The sequence below is a fragment of the Geojedonia litorea genome (genome assembly GCF_042654525.1).
GTDB classification, from domain to species: domain Bacteria; phylum Bacteroidota; class Bacteroidia; order Flavobacteriales; family Flavobacteriaceae; genus Geojedonia; species Geojedonia litorea.
The window spans coordinates 544,231-562,964 of the sequence record NZ_JBHSGP010000014.1 but is presented as its reverse complement, the minus strand read 5'-3'; the positions used below and the strand labels follow the sequence as shown (position 1 = coordinate 562,964).

Below are 18,734 nucleotides of genomic sequence, written 5' to 3'. Positions count from 1 at the left end.
ATTCTACTAAAATAGGGGACTTTGGAATGATTTTAAATAATATTCAAAGTACGACCAACACTTATAAAAGCATCAATTGCTTTATCCAAATGTTCTTTTTCGTGTGCAGCAGAAAGTTGAACCCTAATTCTTGCTTTTTCTTTAGGAACCACCGGGAAAAAGAATCCAATAACATAAATCCCTTTTTCAAGCAACATATTGGCCATCGTTTGGGATAATTTAGCATCATAAAGCATGACAGGCACAATTGCAGAATCACCATCAATAATATCAAAACCAGCTTTTTTCATGCCGTTTTTAAAGTATTGTGTATTCCATTCTAGTTTATCACGTAGAGACGTGTCATTGGCTAACATATCAAATACTTTTATCGAAGCTCCAACAATGGTAGGTGCTAAAGAATTTGAAAATAAATAAGGTCTTGATCGTTGACGTAAAATTTCTATGATTTCCTTTTTGCCTGTAGTGTAACCTCCCATAGCACCTCCTAAAGCTTTACCAAGAGTACCTGTAATAATATCGATACGTCCAAGTACGCCTTTTTCTTCAAGTGTTCCACGGCCAGTTTCTCCAATAAAACCTGCGGCATGGCATTCATCAATCATAACCAGCGCATCATATTTATCTGCTAAATTACATATTCTATCAAGTGGAGCAACAAGTCCATCCATCGAGAATACACCATCTGTAACAATTATTTTAAAGCGCGCCTCATTTTTGTTTGCCGCAATGAGTTGTTGCTCTAAATCGGCCATGTCATTATTCTTGTAGCGATAACGTGCAGCTTTACATAAGCGCACACCGTCAATAATTGAAGCATGGTTAAGAGAATCGGATATAATCGCGTCTTCTGCTCCTAATAATGGTTCAAACACACCGCCATTGGCGTCAAAGGCTGCAGCATACAAAATAGTGTCTTCGGTGCCATAGAAGGATGCAATTTTAGCTTCAAGTTGTTTGTGGATATCTTGAGTCCCACAAATAAAGCGTACGGATGACATTCCAAAGCCATGAGTGTCCAAGGCGTCTTTGGCCGCTTGAACAACTTCAGGATGCGATGATAAACCTAAATAGTTATTGGCGCAAAAATTTAATACCGTTTGCCCTGTATTTAAAGTAATTTCAGCACCTTGAGGTGAAGTAATCACACGTTCGCTTTTAAATAAGCCAGCTTCTTTAATTTCTTTTAGTTCTTTTTGAAGATGTTGTTGTATTGCTCCGTACATAATCATTTTTTAATTTGACACAAATTTAAAATTCTTTTACTTGAATTTCATCATCAATATACACAAGTATTTTTTTTAAGACTTTAAAGCCCATATTTTCAACTACTTCTTTATAATTATCTAGTTGCTTTTCATGCTTTGGATCTAGATGTCCTGTCTTGTAATCAATAATGACAGCTTCTTTTTTCTTATTAAGCACTATCCTATCAGGCCTTATAATTTTTCCGTCTTCAGAAATGATATCTCTTTCGTTATAAATAGTAAGTTCTGAATCAAAATAGGCTTTTAGTTGTTTGTGTTGAATGATGTTCTTTATAAATGGACGTAGTATTTCAGATTGAGAAGAATTTATTTGGCCAGAACTTATAAGTACATCAAATACGAAATCAGCATCGCTGCTCACTTTTATATGGGACATGATAAGATGAATCAGGTTTCCTCTTTCTATAGCTTTTTCCTGCGTGGTATCCCATAAATAGCCTGCACTAGTCACAATATTTAAATTGTGTTGTTGTCTTGAAACTGAAATAAAAGGTGTAAAATGGCTGTTTCCTTCTTTTTCGAATTTTGGATAAAGTTGATTTGGATTTCCAAAACTATAGGTATTCTGATTATTATCCCATAATTCCTGACTTTTTAAATAATGAATTAATAAGCCCGAATAAAGGTTTAGCTTTTCATCTCCTTTGCTAGATAAATCAAGTTCGGAAATTATATACAATTGTTCAGCAGCTCTGGTTAGGGCTACGTACATTAAATTAATACTGTCTAGCTCCAATTGCGCCCGATAGCTTTGATACAAATGGGCGCCTAATTCGCTGTAATTTTCAAGGTCCTTGTTTAAATTTACATAGAGATAATTAAATCCATTAAACTGATGTTCGTTTACGGGAAACCAAACTTTAGGACTCTTATCAAAGTACAAATCTTGATTTGCAAAAGGAAAAATGACTATTGGATATTCTAATCCTTTAGATTTATGAATAGTCATTATGGTTACGGCTCCATTGTTTTCTGGAGAAACCACACTTAATTTTTCTTTTTTGCGTTCCCAAAATTCAAGAAACCCTGCCAAATCAGCATCATTTTTAAGGCTGTAATCTAAAACTTCATCTAAAAAATATTGAATATATGCGTTTGATTCTTGATCGAGATGGAAAGACCTAATAATAACTTCAATGCCTTCATATATGGGAAATGTTATAAATACATCAAGATTAAAATGAAACCCAAATGACTCTAATGTTCTGAAGAATTGCAAACCCTCTAACTCCACTAATTTTTTATAAAAAGAATGGCTATCATCAACATTTAAGTGATGTCTATCTAAATAAGTAAGAAGTTCCATTTTAACCTGCTTGTTAGATGGTTGAGTCACTAATGTCATCAGGTTGACAATGAATGTTACTTCTGGCGAATTTTTCAAGAGTAGTGTTTCTGAAGAGACAATAGCAATGTTTTGAGAACTTAAAAACTCTGCTATTGCAACACCTTCTTTAGCTTTTCTTGTGACTATGCAAATGTCATCCAAGCTAAATCCATTTTTTTGGACACGCTGTATAGTTTCAAATACTTTTTCACAATATAAAAGTTCTACGTCTTCGTTTTTAGTGTCTAAAAAATGAAGTTCCACATAGCCATCTTCATCTTTAGATTGGTTTTGAGTACTTGTCTCAAAGATTTCTTGATGTTCTGGGTTTGAAAACACAAATCCAGAAATATGCTTGAAAAATGAATTGTTGAATAGCACAACTTGTTTTGTGCTTCTATAGTTTTTTGGCAAGTTTTCAACAACTTGATCAATAACCAAGGGGCGGTTTGTTTCATTATATAGGCTAATAAATTGCTCGGCTCTCCCACCACGCCAGCGATAAATAGCTTGCTTGGCATCACCTACCAACATCACTGAACCTCGTTCACCTTTTAAAGACTCACTCGCCAAAGCATTATCAATTAAGGGGACTAAATTTTGCCACTGCAAGACAGAAGTATCTTGAAATTCGTCAATAAAGTAATGTTTAAATTTTTCTCCTATCCTTTCATAAATAAAGGGTGCGGGCTGTTGATTTATCTCACCTGAAATGATAGAATTAAATTCTGAAATGAGAATTTTATTTTCCTCTTCTTTAATCAGCTTAAGCGTTTTGTTAATTTCGTTTAATACTGAAACAGGGGTCAGGTGTTTATAGATATTTTTTAAAAATTTATGCTGAATAATCTCGACTTTGGTTGAAGTGAAGTTTGAAGCAATTTGAGGCTGAATACTATCAATTATAGATTTGATATGCTCTGGGGTGGAGGTTTTTGGATATAATGGGTCTGTTTCTATTTTCTCCATCCAAACTTTATCAAAAGCAACAGAGAAATCGTTCTTAGTTAGTTTTACAAAGTAGCTGGGTATGTAGCCATTTTGGCCAGAAAAATCATTATGCTCTAAACCACATTCTTCAATTAAGGTTAGTGTATTTTGAGCGGTATGTAAAACCTTGGATTCGATGGTTTTCAATCTTTCATTGATGCTAATTTTAAGATGTTTAAAATCTTCAAGCGTTTTATCGGTGATGAGATCAACAAATGGAATTTCGTTCTCATCTACTAAAAGTTTAGCAATAGCATTGAAATCATAAGCCACGTCCCAGCTTCTATCATCATCGGCTTTTTCGAGGGCAAAATCAACCAATACTTTTGTAAGTTCTTTATCTGTTCCTGCTTTATCAATAAGTGAGTCAACAGCCTTGGCAAGCATCTCCTGTGTGTCGAGTTCTACTTCAAAATTCAACGGTAATTTTAGGTCATAAGCAAAAGTTCGTATTAGTCTGTGGTTAAATTTGTCAATAGTTGAAATGTCAAAGGCTGCATAATTGTGTACAATGGAGAGCAATAAGTGTTGTGATTTTTTGTGTAATAAAACAGCATCCATTTCCAACTCTTTAGCTAACTCATGGAACATTGAGTTATCTGAATCTAAAATGGATTCATTTGAAAACGATTTTAATGTCTCAATGATACGTTCTTTCATTTCACCAACAGCTTTATTGGTAAAGGTTAAGGCCAAAATAGTTTTAAAAGGCAGAGCGAGTTTTGATTGAAACAGAATTTTTAAATAATTCTTTACCACGGTATGGGTTTTTCCACTCCCAGCAGAAGCATTATAAATGGTAAAGGCACTAATTTTTGGCATAAATAAAAATTTAATACAAGATAGAAACAATCAATGATTTCATAGCAATTTATTATTTTTAATTGCCGTGTATTATCCGTAAATTTGAAGGAAATAAATATTAACATCAAAACACAAAAAATATGGCTTTCGAATTACCGAAATTAAAATATGCGTATGATGCTTTAGAACCTCATATTGATGCACGCACAATGGAAATACATCATTCTAAACACCATCAAGGTTATACTAATAATCTTAATGCTGCAATTGAAGGCACCGATTTAGAAGGAAAAACCATAGAGAATATTCTTATAAATTTAGATATGGATAATGGTGCCGTTAGAAATAATGGTGGTGGCTTTTATAACCACTCTTTGTTTTGGGACGTGATGAATCCAGATGACAAAGGCAGATTGTCAGGAGAATTAAAAGATGCTATTGAAGCTGCTTATGGAAATTTTGATGCGTTTAAGGATGCGTTTAGTAAGGCAGCGGCAACCCGATTTGGATCTGGTTGGGCATGGCTTTGTGTACACAAAGGTGGAAAAGTAGAAGTGTGTTCATCACCAAATCAGGACAATCCATTAATGCCAGGAGTTGGTTGTGGAGGAACTCCAATTTTAGGGCTTGATGTTTGGGAACATGCTTATTATTTAAATTACCAAAATCGCAGACCAGATTATATAAGTGCATTTTTTAATGTGATAAACTGGAATGAAGTTGAAAGACGATATGCTTTAGCAAAATAGTAAGAAGATAATTAAATTAGAAAGCGAACCTTTAAGGTTCGCTTTTTTTGTTTTTAGGCCCTTCAACATTATATTACATTTGCTAAAAGGCTGAAAATGAAAAAAGGTGAACGAGTGTTCACCTTTTTTGCCCCAAATCTACCATAAACTTAACCTACTTATGTTATGGTGAAACAAATATAAAAGGACTTGTATTTAATTGTTTAATTTTTTAGACAAACGACTTATAAATTGGCTTAAAAGGATAATTAAGTAGATTTTAGTTAAATTCCTTACAAATATTATGAGTGCTGACGACAGTTGTATCGATAATATTAATTAAAATACTATAAATGATTTCAATAAAAAAAGGTGAACGAGTGTTCACCTTTTTTTGCCCCAAATCTACCATGAACTTAACCTACTTATGTTATGGTAGCGCTAATGTATGTGTAATTTAATTATCGATTTATATATATTAGATGAAATGCATTTTTTTCAGATAAAAAGTGTATTTTTATGGATTAACTGTAATAAAATCTGAAAAAGTATTAATAGGCGCGTTCCTTATTACCTTCGAAAAAATTAATAAAAGCCCTGTTAACCACGCGGTTACCTCCATCGGTTGGGTAGTTTCCAGTAAAATACCAATCTCCTAAATTTTTAGGGCATGCCTTATGTAAATTTTCAACTGGTTGGAAAATAGTTTCAACTTTAGCTTTTATACTTTCATCACAGATTAACTCCGAAATTTTAGTTTCAATGTCTTCATCAGTAAAATGATCGTACAATTCTTTAACAAAATTCTTTACATTTTTATCCTCAATGTCAACTTGAGCTTTGCATTTGTGGTAAACTTCTTCAATTAAATGATACTTGTTATTTTCTTTTAATAATTCTAGCATTGCCCTAAATGCTATGAGATCTTCAAGTCTTGCCATGTCAATACCATAACAATCTGGATATCTAATTTGTGGCGCCGACGACACAACGACAATTTTTTTAGGATGTAAACGATCCATCATTTTAATGATACTCTTTTTTAAAGTGGTTCCTCTTACAATACTATCATCAATAATAACAAGATTGTCTTCGGGTTTAATTATTCCATAAGTAACATCATACACATGCGCAACTAAATCATCCCTGCTACTGTCTTCAGTAATAAAGGTTCTTAATTTTACATCCTTAATTGCAACTTTTTCAATTCGTGGACGTTCAGACAATATTTGCTTTACATTATCGGCAGATAATTTACCATTACCATTCAATATGGCTTGTGTTTTTTTCTCATTCAAGTGTTTTTCAACCATTTCAATCATGCCATAAAACGACGTTTCGGCTGTATTAGGGATGTATGAAAAAACTGTGTTTTTAGTGTCATTATCAATTGCTTTTAGAACACGAGGCATTAAAAGTTTTCCCAGTTCTTTACGTTCTTGGTAAATTTCAGCATCACTACCACGAGAAAAATAAATGCGTTCGAATGAACAGGCTTTACGTTCTAAAGGCTCAATGATTTGAGTGATTGAGGTTTTTCCAGATTTTTTTGTAATAATAGCGTGTCCAGGGGCTAGTTCTTTGACATCTTCAAAGTTGACATTAAATACGGTTTGAATCACTGGGCGTTCTGAAGCGACCACTACAATTTCATCATCTTTGTAATAATATGCAGGTCTAATCCCAGCAGGATCTCTAAGTACGAAGGAGTCGCCATGTCCTAATAGTCCCGCCATGGCATAACCGCCATCCCAGTTTTTAGAAGCACGCTTAAGTATTTTAGCTACGTTTAAGCGCTCGGCAATTAGAGGGCTACATTCATTTTTATTGTAACCTTCTTTTTTAAGCTGCTTGTATTTTTTTGCGACCGCATCATCTAAAAAGTGACCAATTTTTTCCATGATAGTAATGGTATCAGCTTTTTCTTTTGGGTGCTGTCCAAGCCTTACTAAGCCATCAAACAATTCATTAACATTGGTCATATTAAAATTTCCTGCCACGATGAGGTTTCTATGCATCCAATTGTTCTGTCTTAAAAATGGATGAACACTTTCAACACTGTTTTTACCAAAGGTACCATAGCGAACATGACCTAAAAGCAATTCACCAACGTAAGGAATATAACGTTTCTGTAATCCAACATCATCAACATACTCGGGGTGTTCTGCAAATTCTTTATTAACACGTTCATTGATTTGAGCAAATATATCCTGAATAGGTTGTTGAGCTATAGAACGTACTCTGCTTATATAGCGTTCACCAGGTCTAGTGTCTAATTTAATACTTGCAAAACCAGCACCGTCTTGCCCTCGATTGTGCTGTTTTTCCATCATGAGATACATTTTGTTAACGCCGTAAAAGGCACTTCCATATTTCTCTTTATAATATTCAAGAGGTTTTAAAAGTCGTATGAGTGCAATTCCGCATTCATGTTTTAAAGCATCGCTCATTGTTGCTAAAGGATATTTAAATTAAAAACGCGCTCTATTTGAGCGCGCTGGTTTATGTTAATTCAATTTCAAATTGGGTTAATTGTCTAAATTGTAATAAGCGTTTGTGTACTTCTGCTTTTGAAAGATTAATCATGCGCTCGGTTCCAAACTTTTCTACACAAAACGAGGCCAAAGTTGAACCAAAAATGATGGCGTTCTTCATATTTTCAAATGAAGTGTCTCCTGTTTTGGCAAGATAACCAACAAAGCCTCCTGCAAAGGTATCTCCTGCTCCAGTTGGATCGAACACTTCTTCTAAAGGTAAAGCGGGAGCATAAAACACATTATCATTATGAAACAATAATGCTCCATGTTCTCCTTTTTTAATCACAACATATTTGGGGCCCATTTCATGAATTTTTCTCGCAGCAACTACCAATGAATACTCCCCGGTTAATTGCCTTGCTTCTTCGTCATTTATGGTGATAACATCAACTCTTTTAATAACTTTATGTAAATCGTCTAATGCAGAATTCATCCAAAAATTCATGGTATCAAGAACTGCTAATTTTGGTTTTTTGTCCATTTGATCTAACACACTTAATTGTGTTAAAGGGTGCAAATTACCGAGCATCACTATTTCTGCGTCTCTATAATTTTGTGGAACAACGGGATTAAAATCGGCAAGCACATTGAGTTCTGTTACCAAAGTGTCGCGAGAATTCATATCGTTGTGATAACGACCACTCCAAAAGAAGGTCTTACCATTTTTAACAATTTCAATGCCTGAAACATCAATACCTTTATTTGAAAGTAAGTCAAGATAGTCACTTGGAAAATCGTTTCCCACAATTGAAACCAATGCTGTATCAATTTCAAATTGCGCTGCCGCTAATCCTATAAATGTTGCTGCGCCCCCAAGTATTTTATCTGTTTTTCCAAAAGGAGTTTCAATGGCATCAAAGGCTACGGTCCCTACAGCAACTAGTTTGTTCATAGACGTGTTTCAATTTTGCTGCAAATATAAGGTTTTTAAGTCCTAAAAAACGAATTTATTTTCTGCCAAAATCGGCAGGAATTTCTCCCCAAGCTTTGGTTTCCCATTTTACAATTGGTGTGCTATATTGGTTTGTTTTTAACCAATGAACAGCACGTTCAATCAATTCAAAAAGTTTTTCGGTTTTTTGGTTACGTTCTAATTTAGTGTTACATGTTTTTTTCTTTACCCAACTTATCGCCGTTTTGGAATCGGTATAAATAATTCGGTCACTTTTATTTTTTTTAAGCAAGGCTAAACCATGAACAATCGCTAAAAATTCGCCAATATTATTAGTGCCTTCTTCAAAAGGGCCCTGAATGAACAATTGTTTCTTGGTTTTGGTATCAACACCTCGATATTCCATTTTTCCTGGATTTCCACTTGATGCTGCATCTACGGCAATTGAATTGAAATTGGGCTGACCAATTTTTTTTAGTTGCAATTCTGAAAGTTCACTTTTAAACTTGCCTTTTGTGATATAATCCTTATAATTTCCTTTTAAGGCCTGTTTAGCAGCATCAAAAGTTCCAAATGATTTGTATTGAGCACCCTGAAAATCTTTAATTTGCGCTTTACAATCGTCCCAAGATTCGAAAACTCCTGTATGATGGCCTTTCCAGACTGTATAGTATTTTTTTTTCTTTTTGCTCATCTTCAGTTTCTGTGAAAACAGAAATTTATTAGTTTGTATTTAACAGAAGCTTTTCAACGACTTTGGGGAAGTGTTCCATTTCTAATTGATGGATTTTGGTGGCAACATCTTCAGCCGAATCTTTAGGACTCACCTCGCATTTCGCTTGAAAAATGATAGCGCCTTCATCGTAATGTTCATTTACATAATGTATAGTGATGCCTGTTTCGGTTTCATTATTGGCAACAACGGCTTCATGTACATGCATGCCATACATACCTTTCCCTCCAAATTTTGGTAATAATGCAGGATGTACATTTATAACTTTGTTTGGAAATTGGTTCAAAATAAATTCAGGGAATTTCCATAAAAAACCGGCAAGGATAATTAAGTCTGGTTGCGTGGCTTTCAAAATATTAAGCACATCATTAGTTTTTGTAAAAGCTGTTTTATTAAAAGATAAAGCGCTAATTTGTAGTTGCTTGCATCGGTCTAAAACCATGGCATGAGGATTGTTAGTCAATACCAGAACAACAGACGCATGATCTTTGTCTCGAAAAAATTTGATTAAATTTTCGGCATTTGTACCACTTCCGGAAGCAAAAATCACTATACGTTTCATTTGTTAATAGCTTTAAACATTAATATTTAATCAATTGGCCATCTCTATCTGTCATTGGTGTTTTACGGATTTTTCAAGCTAATTTTATTTTACAGAATATAATGTTAAATTGTTCGAACAAAAAAAAGAATAAATATTAACAATTAGAAGGCAAAATAGAAATACTTCGCAGTAATTTTAGTAAATTACAAACACATTTTTATAGTAAAGGTGTGTTTTAAAAATAAAGTTTTTTATTTTTGCCAACTAATTAAAACTTAAAATTAAAGATTATGTCAGACATTGCATCAAGAGTAAAAGCGATTATCGTAGACAAATTAGGTGTTGATGAAAACGAAGTTGTTACTGAAGCTAGCTTCACAAACGATTTAGGCGCAGATTCATTAGACACTGTGGAATTAATCATGGAATTCGAAAAAGAATTTGATATCCAAATTCCTGATGATCAAGCTGAAAACATTGCAACAGTTGGTCAAGCTATATCATATATAGAAGCTGCAAAATAAGCAAACAAATTTATGGAATTAAAGCGAGTTGTAGTAACCGGTTTAGGCGCACTTACACCTATTGGTAACACTAAAGATGAGTACTGGAATGGTCTCATAAGTGGTAAAAGTGGTGCGGCACCTATAACGTATTTTGATACTGAAAAGTTCAAGACAAAATTCGCTTGTGAATTGAAAAACTTTGATGCGACACAATTTCTAGATAGAAAGGAAGCGCGTAAAATGGATAGATTTACACAGTATGCTATGGTGGCCTCTGATGAGGCCATCATTGATGCTAAATTGGATCTTAACAAAGTCAACAAATTAAGAGTGGGCGTTGTTTGGGGTGCTGGTATAGGCGGCCTTGAAACTTTTCAAGATGAAGTATTGAATTTTGCAGCGGGTGATGGTACACCAAGATTTAACCCATTCTTTATCCCTAAAATGATTGCAGATATTGCTCCCGGTAACATTTCTATTAAGAATGGATTTATGGGGCCCAACTATACAACGGTATCCGCTTGTGCATCCTCTGCTAATGCAATGATTGACGCCTTAAATTATATACGTCTTGGTCATTGTGATGTTATTGTAACTGGCGGAAGCGAGGCAGCGGTAACTATTGCAGGAATGGGCGGTTTTAATGCAATGCATGCACTATCTACGAGAAATGAGACCCCAGAAACGGCATCGAGACCTTTTGATGCCACCCGTGATGGTTTTGTACTTGGAGAAGGTGCCGGTGCTATTATTCTTGAAGACTATGAGCATGCAAAAGCAAGAGGCGCAAAAATTTATGCCGAAGTATTAGGCGGCGGGTTATCTTCTGATGCTTATCATATGACAGCTCCACATCCTGATGGGATTGGGGTGATTGCAGTGATGAAAAATTGCTTGGAAAATGCTGGAATTGGACCAGAAGAGGTAGACCATATTAATACTCATGGAACCTCGACTCCACTTGGAGATGTTGCCGAACTTAAGGCTATTAAGGAAGTTTTTGGTGATCATGCCAAAAATATTAATATCAATTCAACAAAGTCCATGACAGGACATTTATTAGGTGCAGCCGGTGCTATTGAAGCTATTGCAGCCATTTTGGCTATGGAACACGGAATTGTACCACCAACCATTAATCATGAAGTTGTTGATGAGAATATTGATTCCAATTTAAACTTAACTTTAAACAAAGCACAAAAACGAGACGTAAAAGTAGCCATGAGTAATACCTTTGGGTTTGGTGGTCACAATGCTTGTGTCTTATTTAAAAAAATTGATTAATCTTCGAATGAATTACATTCGCAACATATTTAATTCCCGTTCAATTCCTAACGGGGATTTTTTTTTGCAATTAAGAAAGATTTTAAATTTTAAGCCCAGAGATAAGGAGCTCTATCTTAAGGCGTTTACCCATAGATCTATGAACATCAAAGATAAAAAGGGAAATGCCATTAATTATGAGCGCTTAGAGTTTGTTGGTGACGCTATGTTAAGTGCAGTTATCGCGTCATATTTATTTAGCAAAGTACCTCATGGCGATGAAGGCTATTTAACTAAAATGCGTTCGAAAGTAGTGAGTAGAGAACATCTTAATGAATTAGGAAGAGAGTTAAAACTCATAGATTTAGTAGAAAGTAAAATTCCTAAAAATAATTTTGGCAGCAATATTCACGGTAATCTCTTTGAAGCCCTTGTTGGGGCAATCTATTTAGATAGAGGTTATAAATATTGCGAAAAATTTATTTATAATCGAGTCATTAATCCACACGTAGATATTGAAAAATTAGAAGGGAAGGTCATTAGTTATAAAAGCTTACTAATAGAATGGTGTCAGAAGGAAAAGAAAACCTTTGATTACCAAGTTTACGAAGACACAGGAATTGATGAGTTAAAACATTTTTCAGTCAAACTTTCAATCAATGAAAAAGTTGTGGCAAAAGCCAGAGCCACATCGAAAAAAAAGGCAGAAGAAAAAGCTTCAAAACGCGCCTTTTTCGCATTTCAATCCAAAATTACAAGATCATTTAACGATTAAATTATAAGGCCTTTTAATTTTTGTAAACTATAACGTTTTCGTAGAAATCTAGGCCTAGAATAGTTAAAACTTCACTTTCAAATAGCAATAATATAGTATATTTACACCTCATTGTGGTATTATGGCATTGCACAAATTAGTTGTTGACGATTTTTATGATACTTCGTTTTCCCTTTTAGCTATTCATTGTGAGTTAGAAGATTACAGGTTGGCCTATTTGCTTAATAAACATTTAGATTTAAACCTTTCTAGAATGGATAGAGATTTGGATTATAAATATTTTGCTGCATCGTACTCGATATACGAATGGCAAGACATTGAAAATGAAACCACTTGGAATTTGGTCTCAAATGTGTGCAAAAGAGAAGAAGATAGCTTACAAAGTTCGGGGTCATTATTTACAAATCAAAACAAGGTTTTGAAAACCTTTTATTTGCTTCCCGAATTTAAAAATGTAGACTACCTATTAAAGATTTCAGACGAAACCTTAAGGTTTAAAGAGAAAAAAGTGTTGAACAAGATTCAATCTATACCGCAAGTAATTACCTCTTACAGCATAGATGTAGAGGATTTAAAGTCTAAAGACAATTTAATTTTTTGATTAATGTTAAAAAGAAAGAAAACAAAAATAGTGGCTACTTTGGGTCCAGCAACAAGCACCAAAGAAGTTTTAAAAGGAATGTTAGATGAAGGCGTAAATGTGTTTCGTATTAACTTTTCGCATGCCGATTATGATGCCGTAGCGCAACGTATAAAAATGATACGTGAACTCAACGAAGAATTTGGGTATAACGCTGCTATTTTAGGTGATTTACAAGGCCCTAAATTAAGAGTAGGGGTCATGAAAGAGGAAGTGGTGGTTAATGAAGGAGACGAAATCGTGTTTGTAACTGGCAAACGTTTTGAAGGTACCAAAGAGCGTGTTTACATGACCTACGATAATTTTCCACAAGATGCTAAACCAGGCGAGCGCATCCTTTTAGATGATGGTAAGTTGATTTTTGAAGTGGTTTCTACAGATAAAAAATCTGAAGTGAAAGCTAGAGTCATTCAAGGGGGGGCATTAAAATCAAAAAAAGGGGTAAACCTTCCAAATACAAATATTTCACAACCTGCACTTACCGAGAAAGATATTGAAGACGCTATTTTTGCCATTGGTCAAAAAGTGGATTGGATGGCACTTTCATTTGTACGACATGCTGAAGATTTAATTCAACTTCAAGATTTAATTAAGGAGCACAGTGATCATAAAATTCCTATTATAGCTAAAATAGAAAAGCCTGAAGCGGTTGAAAATATCGATAAAATTGTAGCCTATTGTGACGGCTTAATGGTAGCGAGAGGAGATTTGGGAGTTGAAATCCCAGCTGAAGAAGTGCCATTAATTCAAAAGCAACTGGTATTAAGAGCCAAACGTGCGAGAATCCCTGTAATTATTGCTACACAAATGATGGAGACCATGATTTCTAGCCTTACACCAACACGTGCCGAAGTTAATGATGTTGCCAATTCGGTTATGGATGGAGCAGATGCAGTTATGTTGTCTGGAGAGACTTCTGTTGGGCAATATCCAATTCAGGTGATTAGACAAATGGCCAATATTATTAGAAGTGTTGAAGACTCTACGTTAATACAAGTCCCACATTCACCGCCTCATATTAAAACTAAACGGTATATTACCAAAGCAATTTGCTTTCATGCGGCTCATATGGCGAATGAAATTAATGCCAAAGCAATTTCTACCTTAACCAATAGTGGTTATACGGCGTTTCAAATTTCGGCATGGCGACCATCGGCTCATATTTTAGTGTTTACCTCCAACAAACGCATTTTAACCCAGTTGAGTTTGCTTTGGGGTGTTGAATCATTTTTTTATGACAAGTTTGTTAGTACTGATGAAACTATTGAGGATGTTAACACCATGGCTTGCAAAAAAGGGTATTTAGATGTTGGTGATATGTTAATTAGCCTTGCCGCAATGCCTATTCAGGATAAAGGTATGGTTAATACCTTAAGAGTAACAGAGATTACGAGCTGTAGTTTTTAGGAGTTTGTTTAACGGCTTTATGACTAGGATTTATAATTTTGAATTAACAATTGCTCTACCGATTGCTTCTGCATATTTTGGTGGCACAGCATTTCCTATCATTCTTGCGGTTTTTGCTATACTTGTAGTTTTAAAAATATAATTTTTTGGGAAAGATTGCAAAGTGGCTCCTTCTCTTATGGACAAAGCTCTGTCTTCTTCAGGATGTACAAACCTTCCATTCGAAATACTAAAAAACTTGGTTGTTATTGTAGGAGAAGGTCTGTTCCACCACAAGCGGCCGAAAGTGTCTTTAAATGAATCATCTCTACCGACAAAGCAATCTAATTGTAGCTCAGGGTCTTCGGCAAAACCAAACCTGTTTCCTCCATTTTTCCCTACTTTTTTCAGACGTTTTTTATTTATTTCGCTAATGCTTGGAACACTGTGATAAAATGCGGTTTCATCTTTGTGTCCCGCCTCAATTTTCGGGAATCCGTTTATTTCTCCCAATACATCTTTTACGGCAAGTTTCTTTCCTTCAATTTCAAGGGGTTTAATTTCGTCTTCAGATAGACGGGTAGCTATTAAAGTAAATCGCTTTCTGCTTTGCGGAACTCCGTAGTTGTTTACGTTGTGTACTTTAAAATGAGGATTTTTATAACCATTTGCTTTTAGCCACTCGATAAATTCATTTAATCCACTTTCTTCTTTTTTTCTCAAAACGCCTGGAACATTTTCAACCACAACATAACCAGGTCTAAAATACTTGACAAAGCGAGAGAATTCAACTAAAAGATTTTTGGAGTTAGCCGATTTTGTTTTATCAGTATTTATAATGCTCCAAAATTGGCAGGGGCTGCACCCGATAAGGATGAGTTTATCATCATTTTTTTTGAGGGAAAGTTTATTTTCTAAATCTTCTTCTTTTAATTCAAAGACATCTGCGTGTATAAATTCCGCTCCTTTTATGTTCGATTCGTAGGTTTCTTTACAACTTTCGTCAAAATCAATTCCAGCAATAACTTGTATTCCTGCTTGCTGCATTCCGTAGCTCATACCACCGCCGGAACAAAAAAAATCTACTGCTTTGATAGTTTTATTTTGCATTTAACAATTTCCTCAAATTATTCAACGCAAATTAATAAATTTTCCCGAATATTCTTGCTCTAATATGAGCCATGTATATACTAACATATATACACTATAATATAAAAATATATTAAAAATATTTGTATATAATTATAATGTATGATATATTCGTAATTATAAATCACATATAATGTTAATGAAATGGCTTCAAAACGTAGAGAAAGATTTGAAAAAGTGGCATCTAATAGGGTACAAAAAGTTATAGATTATTTAAACTTACTTGGTAATTGTGCTAACAAAAATAATTACGAATACTCTCAAAAAGATGTCGATTTGATGTTTAAAGAAATCAGCCGAACATTAAAAGAGACAAGAATATTATATGATAAAGAATTAAACAAAACCAATAAAGGGGGATTTAGATTTGAAAAATAACAACACAATGGAGGAAAATTGTAAATGGCATTTTAAACCAGAAGGAGGTAGTGAAATTGGACCGAATGATCCATTGCATATAACTTTCAAGGGAAATCCGTATTATTCTATTGTTAGAGAAGCTATTCAGAACTCTTTAGATGCTATTGCTGATAACAATAATCCAGTTGTCGTCTCTTTTCAATATTTTGATTTAAACAGATTGGAATTTCCTGCTTTTTTTGAAATTGAAAACCACATTAATCAGTGTTTGGAATACTACAATGAGAACGCTGATGCGAAACGACTTTTTGGTGACATGTTGAAATATCTCAATGGCACGGAAGAAGGAAAAAAGAGGTTAAAAATATCTTGTTTGAAAATTTCAGATGCGAATACAAAAGGAATGCATTTTGATGAAGGGACAAATTCACCTTTTTATGCTTTCCTTCGTGCTTCAGGTGTGAGCTCGAAAAATTTAGGCGCAGGTGGTTCTTTCGGTTTTGGAAAAGGGGCATATTTTGCTTTGTCTCCAATAAAAACACTTATTGTTTCCTCAAAAGATACGGAAGGAAATGTGTTTTTTGAAGGAGCAACTAGATTAACTACCCACAAAAATGAAAATGGTGTAAAAACTTCTGCTTTTGGCTTTTACGATAATAACAGCGGTTGCCCTACAACTATTGAAAATGAAATCCCTGAAGTTTTGAAGAGGGAAGAATCGGGAACCGATGTAAATATCATTGGTCTTTGGGAAGAAAAGGACAGGAAAAAATTGATGATAAAATCAGTTTTGAACAACTTTTGGTTGGCAATTCACGACAACAAATTGATTGTGCAAATAGATGATGTTGAAATCAGCAAAAGTAATTTGGAGCAAACTATTGATGAATATTTTGAAGGTCAAGCAGAAAGTGGTACACCTACAGAAATAGAATCCTGGAATCCAAAATCATATTTAAAAGCTGTTAAGTATGCTGAAAACAATGAACAATTTAAAGTATTTAAAGAAACTTTACCCACTATTGGAAAAGTAAAAATGTATGTCTATATGGATAAAGGTTTGCCTAACAGGACTTCATATTTCAGAACTCCAAGAATGGTAGTTTTTAAAAGAACTAATCGAAAAGTAAAAGGGTATTCGGCTGTTTTTATTTGCGATAACGAAAAGGGTAATGAAATGTTGCGTTTAATGGAAAATCCTGCTCATAATGAGTGGAACCTAGACAATTATCCAAAAAATGAAGGTCAGATAGATACAGATGCCCGAAGAGGATATGGCGAAATCAGTAAATTTATCAATGATTCGTTAGAGTCATTATCAAAAGTCAAAACAGGGAAGAAGTTAGCATTTCAGGGTTTAGAGGAATATTTGTCCATACCCGAAGATTTATTGGAAAAAGAGGAAGAGTTTGATTATGAAGGAGATTTAACCAATATGTTTTCGGGCAATATGAGCAATAAAGTAACTGATGAAGAAACCCCATTACAAACTACCGAGTTTGAAAATGTAAAGATTAAGCCGACAATTACACCCAAACAAGAAGTAAAAGAAAGCGATTTTGTTGGGCAAGATGAAAACAATGATGAGTTTGCAACAACTGGAGGCGACAACGAATCTTCGGGAGGAGATATGCCTGGACAAGGTGATTCTGACGCAACAGAGGTACAGCCCCAAGAAGAAAGTACAACTAAAAGTAAAGTTTTGATAAAAGTCGGTTTGAGAATAGCCGCCCAAAGACAAAACGGACACTTATTTCACAATCTGATAATCTATGCCGATGATAATATCCCTAATGCTGAATTGGAACTCCTGGTCGGGGCTGATAACGATAGGGATGACAGTCTTGAAATTATTGAAACGGACAATGGTAATATTGCCCATAACGCCCTCAAAAATGTCAATCTGAATTATGGCAAAAACTTGATTAAAGTTCGATTTGCAGACAATTTAAAACACACCGTAAAAATTAAAGCCTATGAACTTCAATAATATTTCCTTTCCTCATCCTGTTTTAGGTGTAACCAATGATTTTTCGAGTGAAATTAAGATGGTTGAAGCCAATGATATTTCAATCAATCCTAAAACCCACAGTTATGAAATAAAGGTTAAATATATTTTTGGGGATGAGGAATTAAAACAAATAGTTCAACAGGGACAAGCAGAGTTTATTTGTGAAGCTACTTGTTCTAGTACACTTTATCGGGAAATTATAAGAAGTGATAAGCCGAAAATAAAGTTTGAAATCCCGAGAAAAAAAGTAAAAGGAAAGGTTGAATTTATTTGTTTGCTTGTTGCAAAGCAAAATTTTGAATCTTATTCAAATGAAAACTTTCATTCCGATTATAATGATTTTACATTTGATATTGAACAAGGCGAAGTTTTAGCATATTTTGGTGATTTTTATTTTAACGCTGATATAAAATACGAAAAACTGAAAGCCGTTTCTTCGTTTATGGAAATAGTTCCGAATGAAGAATTGACCTATACTTACGTTGATTTAAAGAAAAACAAAATTGAAATTCAATTACCTTTAGAAACCTATGAACTCTACCAAAGTGATTTTATTTGCCAAGAAGTAAAATTTACCCCTATTTTTCATTCGTCAATCGTTTTAAACGCACTTTTAACAGCATTGTACAATTTTAATGAGCACAAAGATTATTTATGGGCAAAAGTGATAGACTACCGATTGAAAAACGAAAAGCAATTTAAGGATGTAAATTTTGATGAGAAAGAAAACATTCCCGAAATTGCTCAAATGCTTCTCGGTAACCCGTTCAAACGTTTGTTGGAAGGCCTAAATGTAATTGTTGAATCAGAAAACGAGGAATAAT

General features: G+C 34.3%; 16 protein-coding genes. 9 read left to right on the top strand and 7 right to left on the bottom strand.

Annotated elements, in window-relative coordinates; genetic code table 11:
• Positions 1–32: 32 nt before the first annotated feature.
• Positions 33–1,226 carry a glycine C-acetyltransferase gene (kbl, locus tag ACFO5O_RS10475; RefSeq protein WP_387963526.1) on the bottom strand — a complete coding sequence of 398 codons (1,194 nt, stop codon included), beginning with the start codon at positions 1,224–1,226 and terminating at the stop codon, positions 33–35.
• Positions 1,227–1,251: 25 nt separating this feature from the next.
• Positions 1,252–4,407 (bottom strand): UvrD-helicase domain-containing protein, encoded by a 3,156-nt coding sequence (locus tag ACFO5O_RS10470; RefSeq protein ID WP_387963525.1) that lies wholly within the window; start codon positions 4,405–4,407, stop codon positions 1,252–1,254.
• Between the two features lie 122 nt (positions 4,408–4,529).
• Here ACFO5O_RS10470 and ACFO5O_RS10465 point away from each other — a divergent pair, with 122 nt between their 5' ends.
• Positions 4,530–5,138, top strand: coding sequence for a superoxide dismutase (locus ACFO5O_RS10465; RefSeq protein WP_387963523.1), 609 nt, complete (start codon positions 4,530–4,532; stop codon positions 5,136–5,138).
• Between the two features lie 530 nt (positions 5,139–5,668).
• On the opposite strand, the gene ACFO5O_RS10460 is transcribed toward ACFO5O_RS10465, so the two are convergent.
• Genes ACFO5O_RS10460 through purN form a run of 4 tightly spaced genes read right to left on the bottom strand, consistent with a single transcriptional unit; the run spans position 5,669 to position 9,841 of the window.
• The gene (locus tag ACFO5O_RS10460; RefSeq protein ID WP_387963521.1) at positions 5,669–7,567 is read right to left on the bottom strand and encodes an amidophosphoribosyltransferase; all 1,899 of its coding nucleotides are present in this window, start codon (positions 7,565–7,567) and stop codon (positions 5,669–5,671) included.
• 52 nt (positions 7,568–7,619) lie between these two features.
• Positions 7,620–8,546: a PfkB family carbohydrate kinase gene (locus ACFO5O_RS10455; protein WP_387963519.1), complete on the bottom strand. Its 927-nt coding sequence runs from the start codon at positions 8,544–8,546 to the stop codon at positions 7,620–7,622.
• A 55-nt stretch (positions 8,547–8,601) separates the two neighbouring features.
• The gene (locus tag ACFO5O_RS10450; RefSeq protein ID WP_387963518.1) at positions 8,602–9,240 is read right to left on the bottom strand and encodes a ribonuclease H1 domain-containing protein; all 639 of its coding nucleotides are present in this window, start codon (positions 9,238–9,240) and stop codon (positions 8,602–8,604) included.
• Positions 9,241–9,268: 28 nt separating this feature from the next.
• Positions 9,269–9,841, bottom strand: a complete 573-nt coding sequence (gene purN, locus ACFO5O_RS10445; protein ID WP_387963516.1) for a phosphoribosylglycinamide formyltransferase — start codon at positions 9,839–9,841, stop codon at positions 9,269–9,271.
• A gap of 272 nt (positions 9,842–10,113) precedes the next feature.
• On the opposite strand from purN, the gene ACFO5O_RS10440 reads away from it, so the two are divergent.
• From ACFO5O_RS10440 to pyk, 5 genes are all read left to right on the top strand, one after another.
• Positions 10,114–10,347 carry an acyl carrier protein gene (locus tag ACFO5O_RS10440; protein ID WP_007647141.1) on the top strand — a complete coding sequence of 78 codons (234 nt, stop codon included), beginning with the start codon at positions 10,114–10,116 and terminating at the stop codon, positions 10,345–10,347.
• Positions 10,348–10,359: 12 nt separating this feature from the next.
• On the top strand, positions 10,360–11,610 hold the full coding sequence (gene fabF, locus ACFO5O_RS10435; protein WP_387963513.1) for a beta-ketoacyl-ACP synthase II: 1,251 nt from the start codon (positions 10,360–10,362) through the stop codon (positions 11,608–11,610).
• 7 nt (positions 11,611–11,617) lie between these two features.
• A complete protein-coding gene (rnc, locus tag ACFO5O_RS10430; RefSeq protein WP_387963511.1) occupies positions 11,618–12,364 on the top strand; it encodes a ribonuclease III in 747 nt (248 codons plus the stop codon).
• 121 nt (positions 12,365–12,485) lie between these two features.
• Positions 12,486–12,965, top strand: a complete 480-nt coding sequence (locus ACFO5O_RS10425; protein ID WP_387963508.1) for an IPExxxVDY family protein — start codon at positions 12,486–12,488, stop codon at positions 12,963–12,965.
• Between the two features lie 3 nt (positions 12,966–12,968).
• A complete protein-coding gene (gene pyk, locus ACFO5O_RS10420; protein WP_387963506.1) occupies positions 12,969–14,411 on the top strand; it encodes a pyruvate kinase in 1,443 nt (480 codons plus the stop codon).
• Positions 14,412–14,441: 30 nt separating this feature from the next.
• On the opposite strand, the gene ACFO5O_RS10415 is transcribed toward pyk, so the two are convergent.
• Positions 14,442–15,500, bottom strand: coding sequence for a DNA cytosine methyltransferase (locus ACFO5O_RS10415; protein WP_387963504.1), 1,059 nt, complete (start codon positions 15,498–15,500; stop codon positions 14,442–14,444).
• Positions 15,501–15,683: 183 nt separating this feature from the next.
• Between ACFO5O_RS10415 and ACFO5O_RS10410 the strand changes: the two genes are divergently transcribed.
• Genes ACFO5O_RS10410 through ACFO5O_RS10400 form a run of 3 tightly spaced genes read left to right on the top strand, consistent with a single transcriptional unit; the run spans position 15,684 to position 18,733 of the window.
• Positions 15,684–15,917, top strand: coding sequence for a hypothetical protein (locus tag ACFO5O_RS10410; RefSeq protein ID WP_387963502.1), 234 nt, complete (start codon positions 15,684–15,686; stop codon positions 15,915–15,917).
• Between the two features lie 7 nt (positions 15,918–15,924).
• Complete coding sequence (locus ACFO5O_RS10405) at positions 15,925–17,889, top strand: hypothetical protein (RefSeq protein ID WP_387963500.1); 1,965 nt, start codon at positions 15,925–15,927, stop codon at positions 17,887–17,889.
• Positions 17,876–18,733, top strand: a complete 858-nt coding sequence (locus tag ACFO5O_RS10400) for a hypothetical protein (RefSeq protein WP_387963498.1) — start codon at positions 17,876–17,878, stop codon at positions 18,731–18,733. The genes ACFO5O_RS10405 and ACFO5O_RS10400 overlap by 14 nt, the downstream gene beginning before the upstream one ends.
• The last annotated feature ends 1 nt before the right edge of the window (position 18,734 follow it).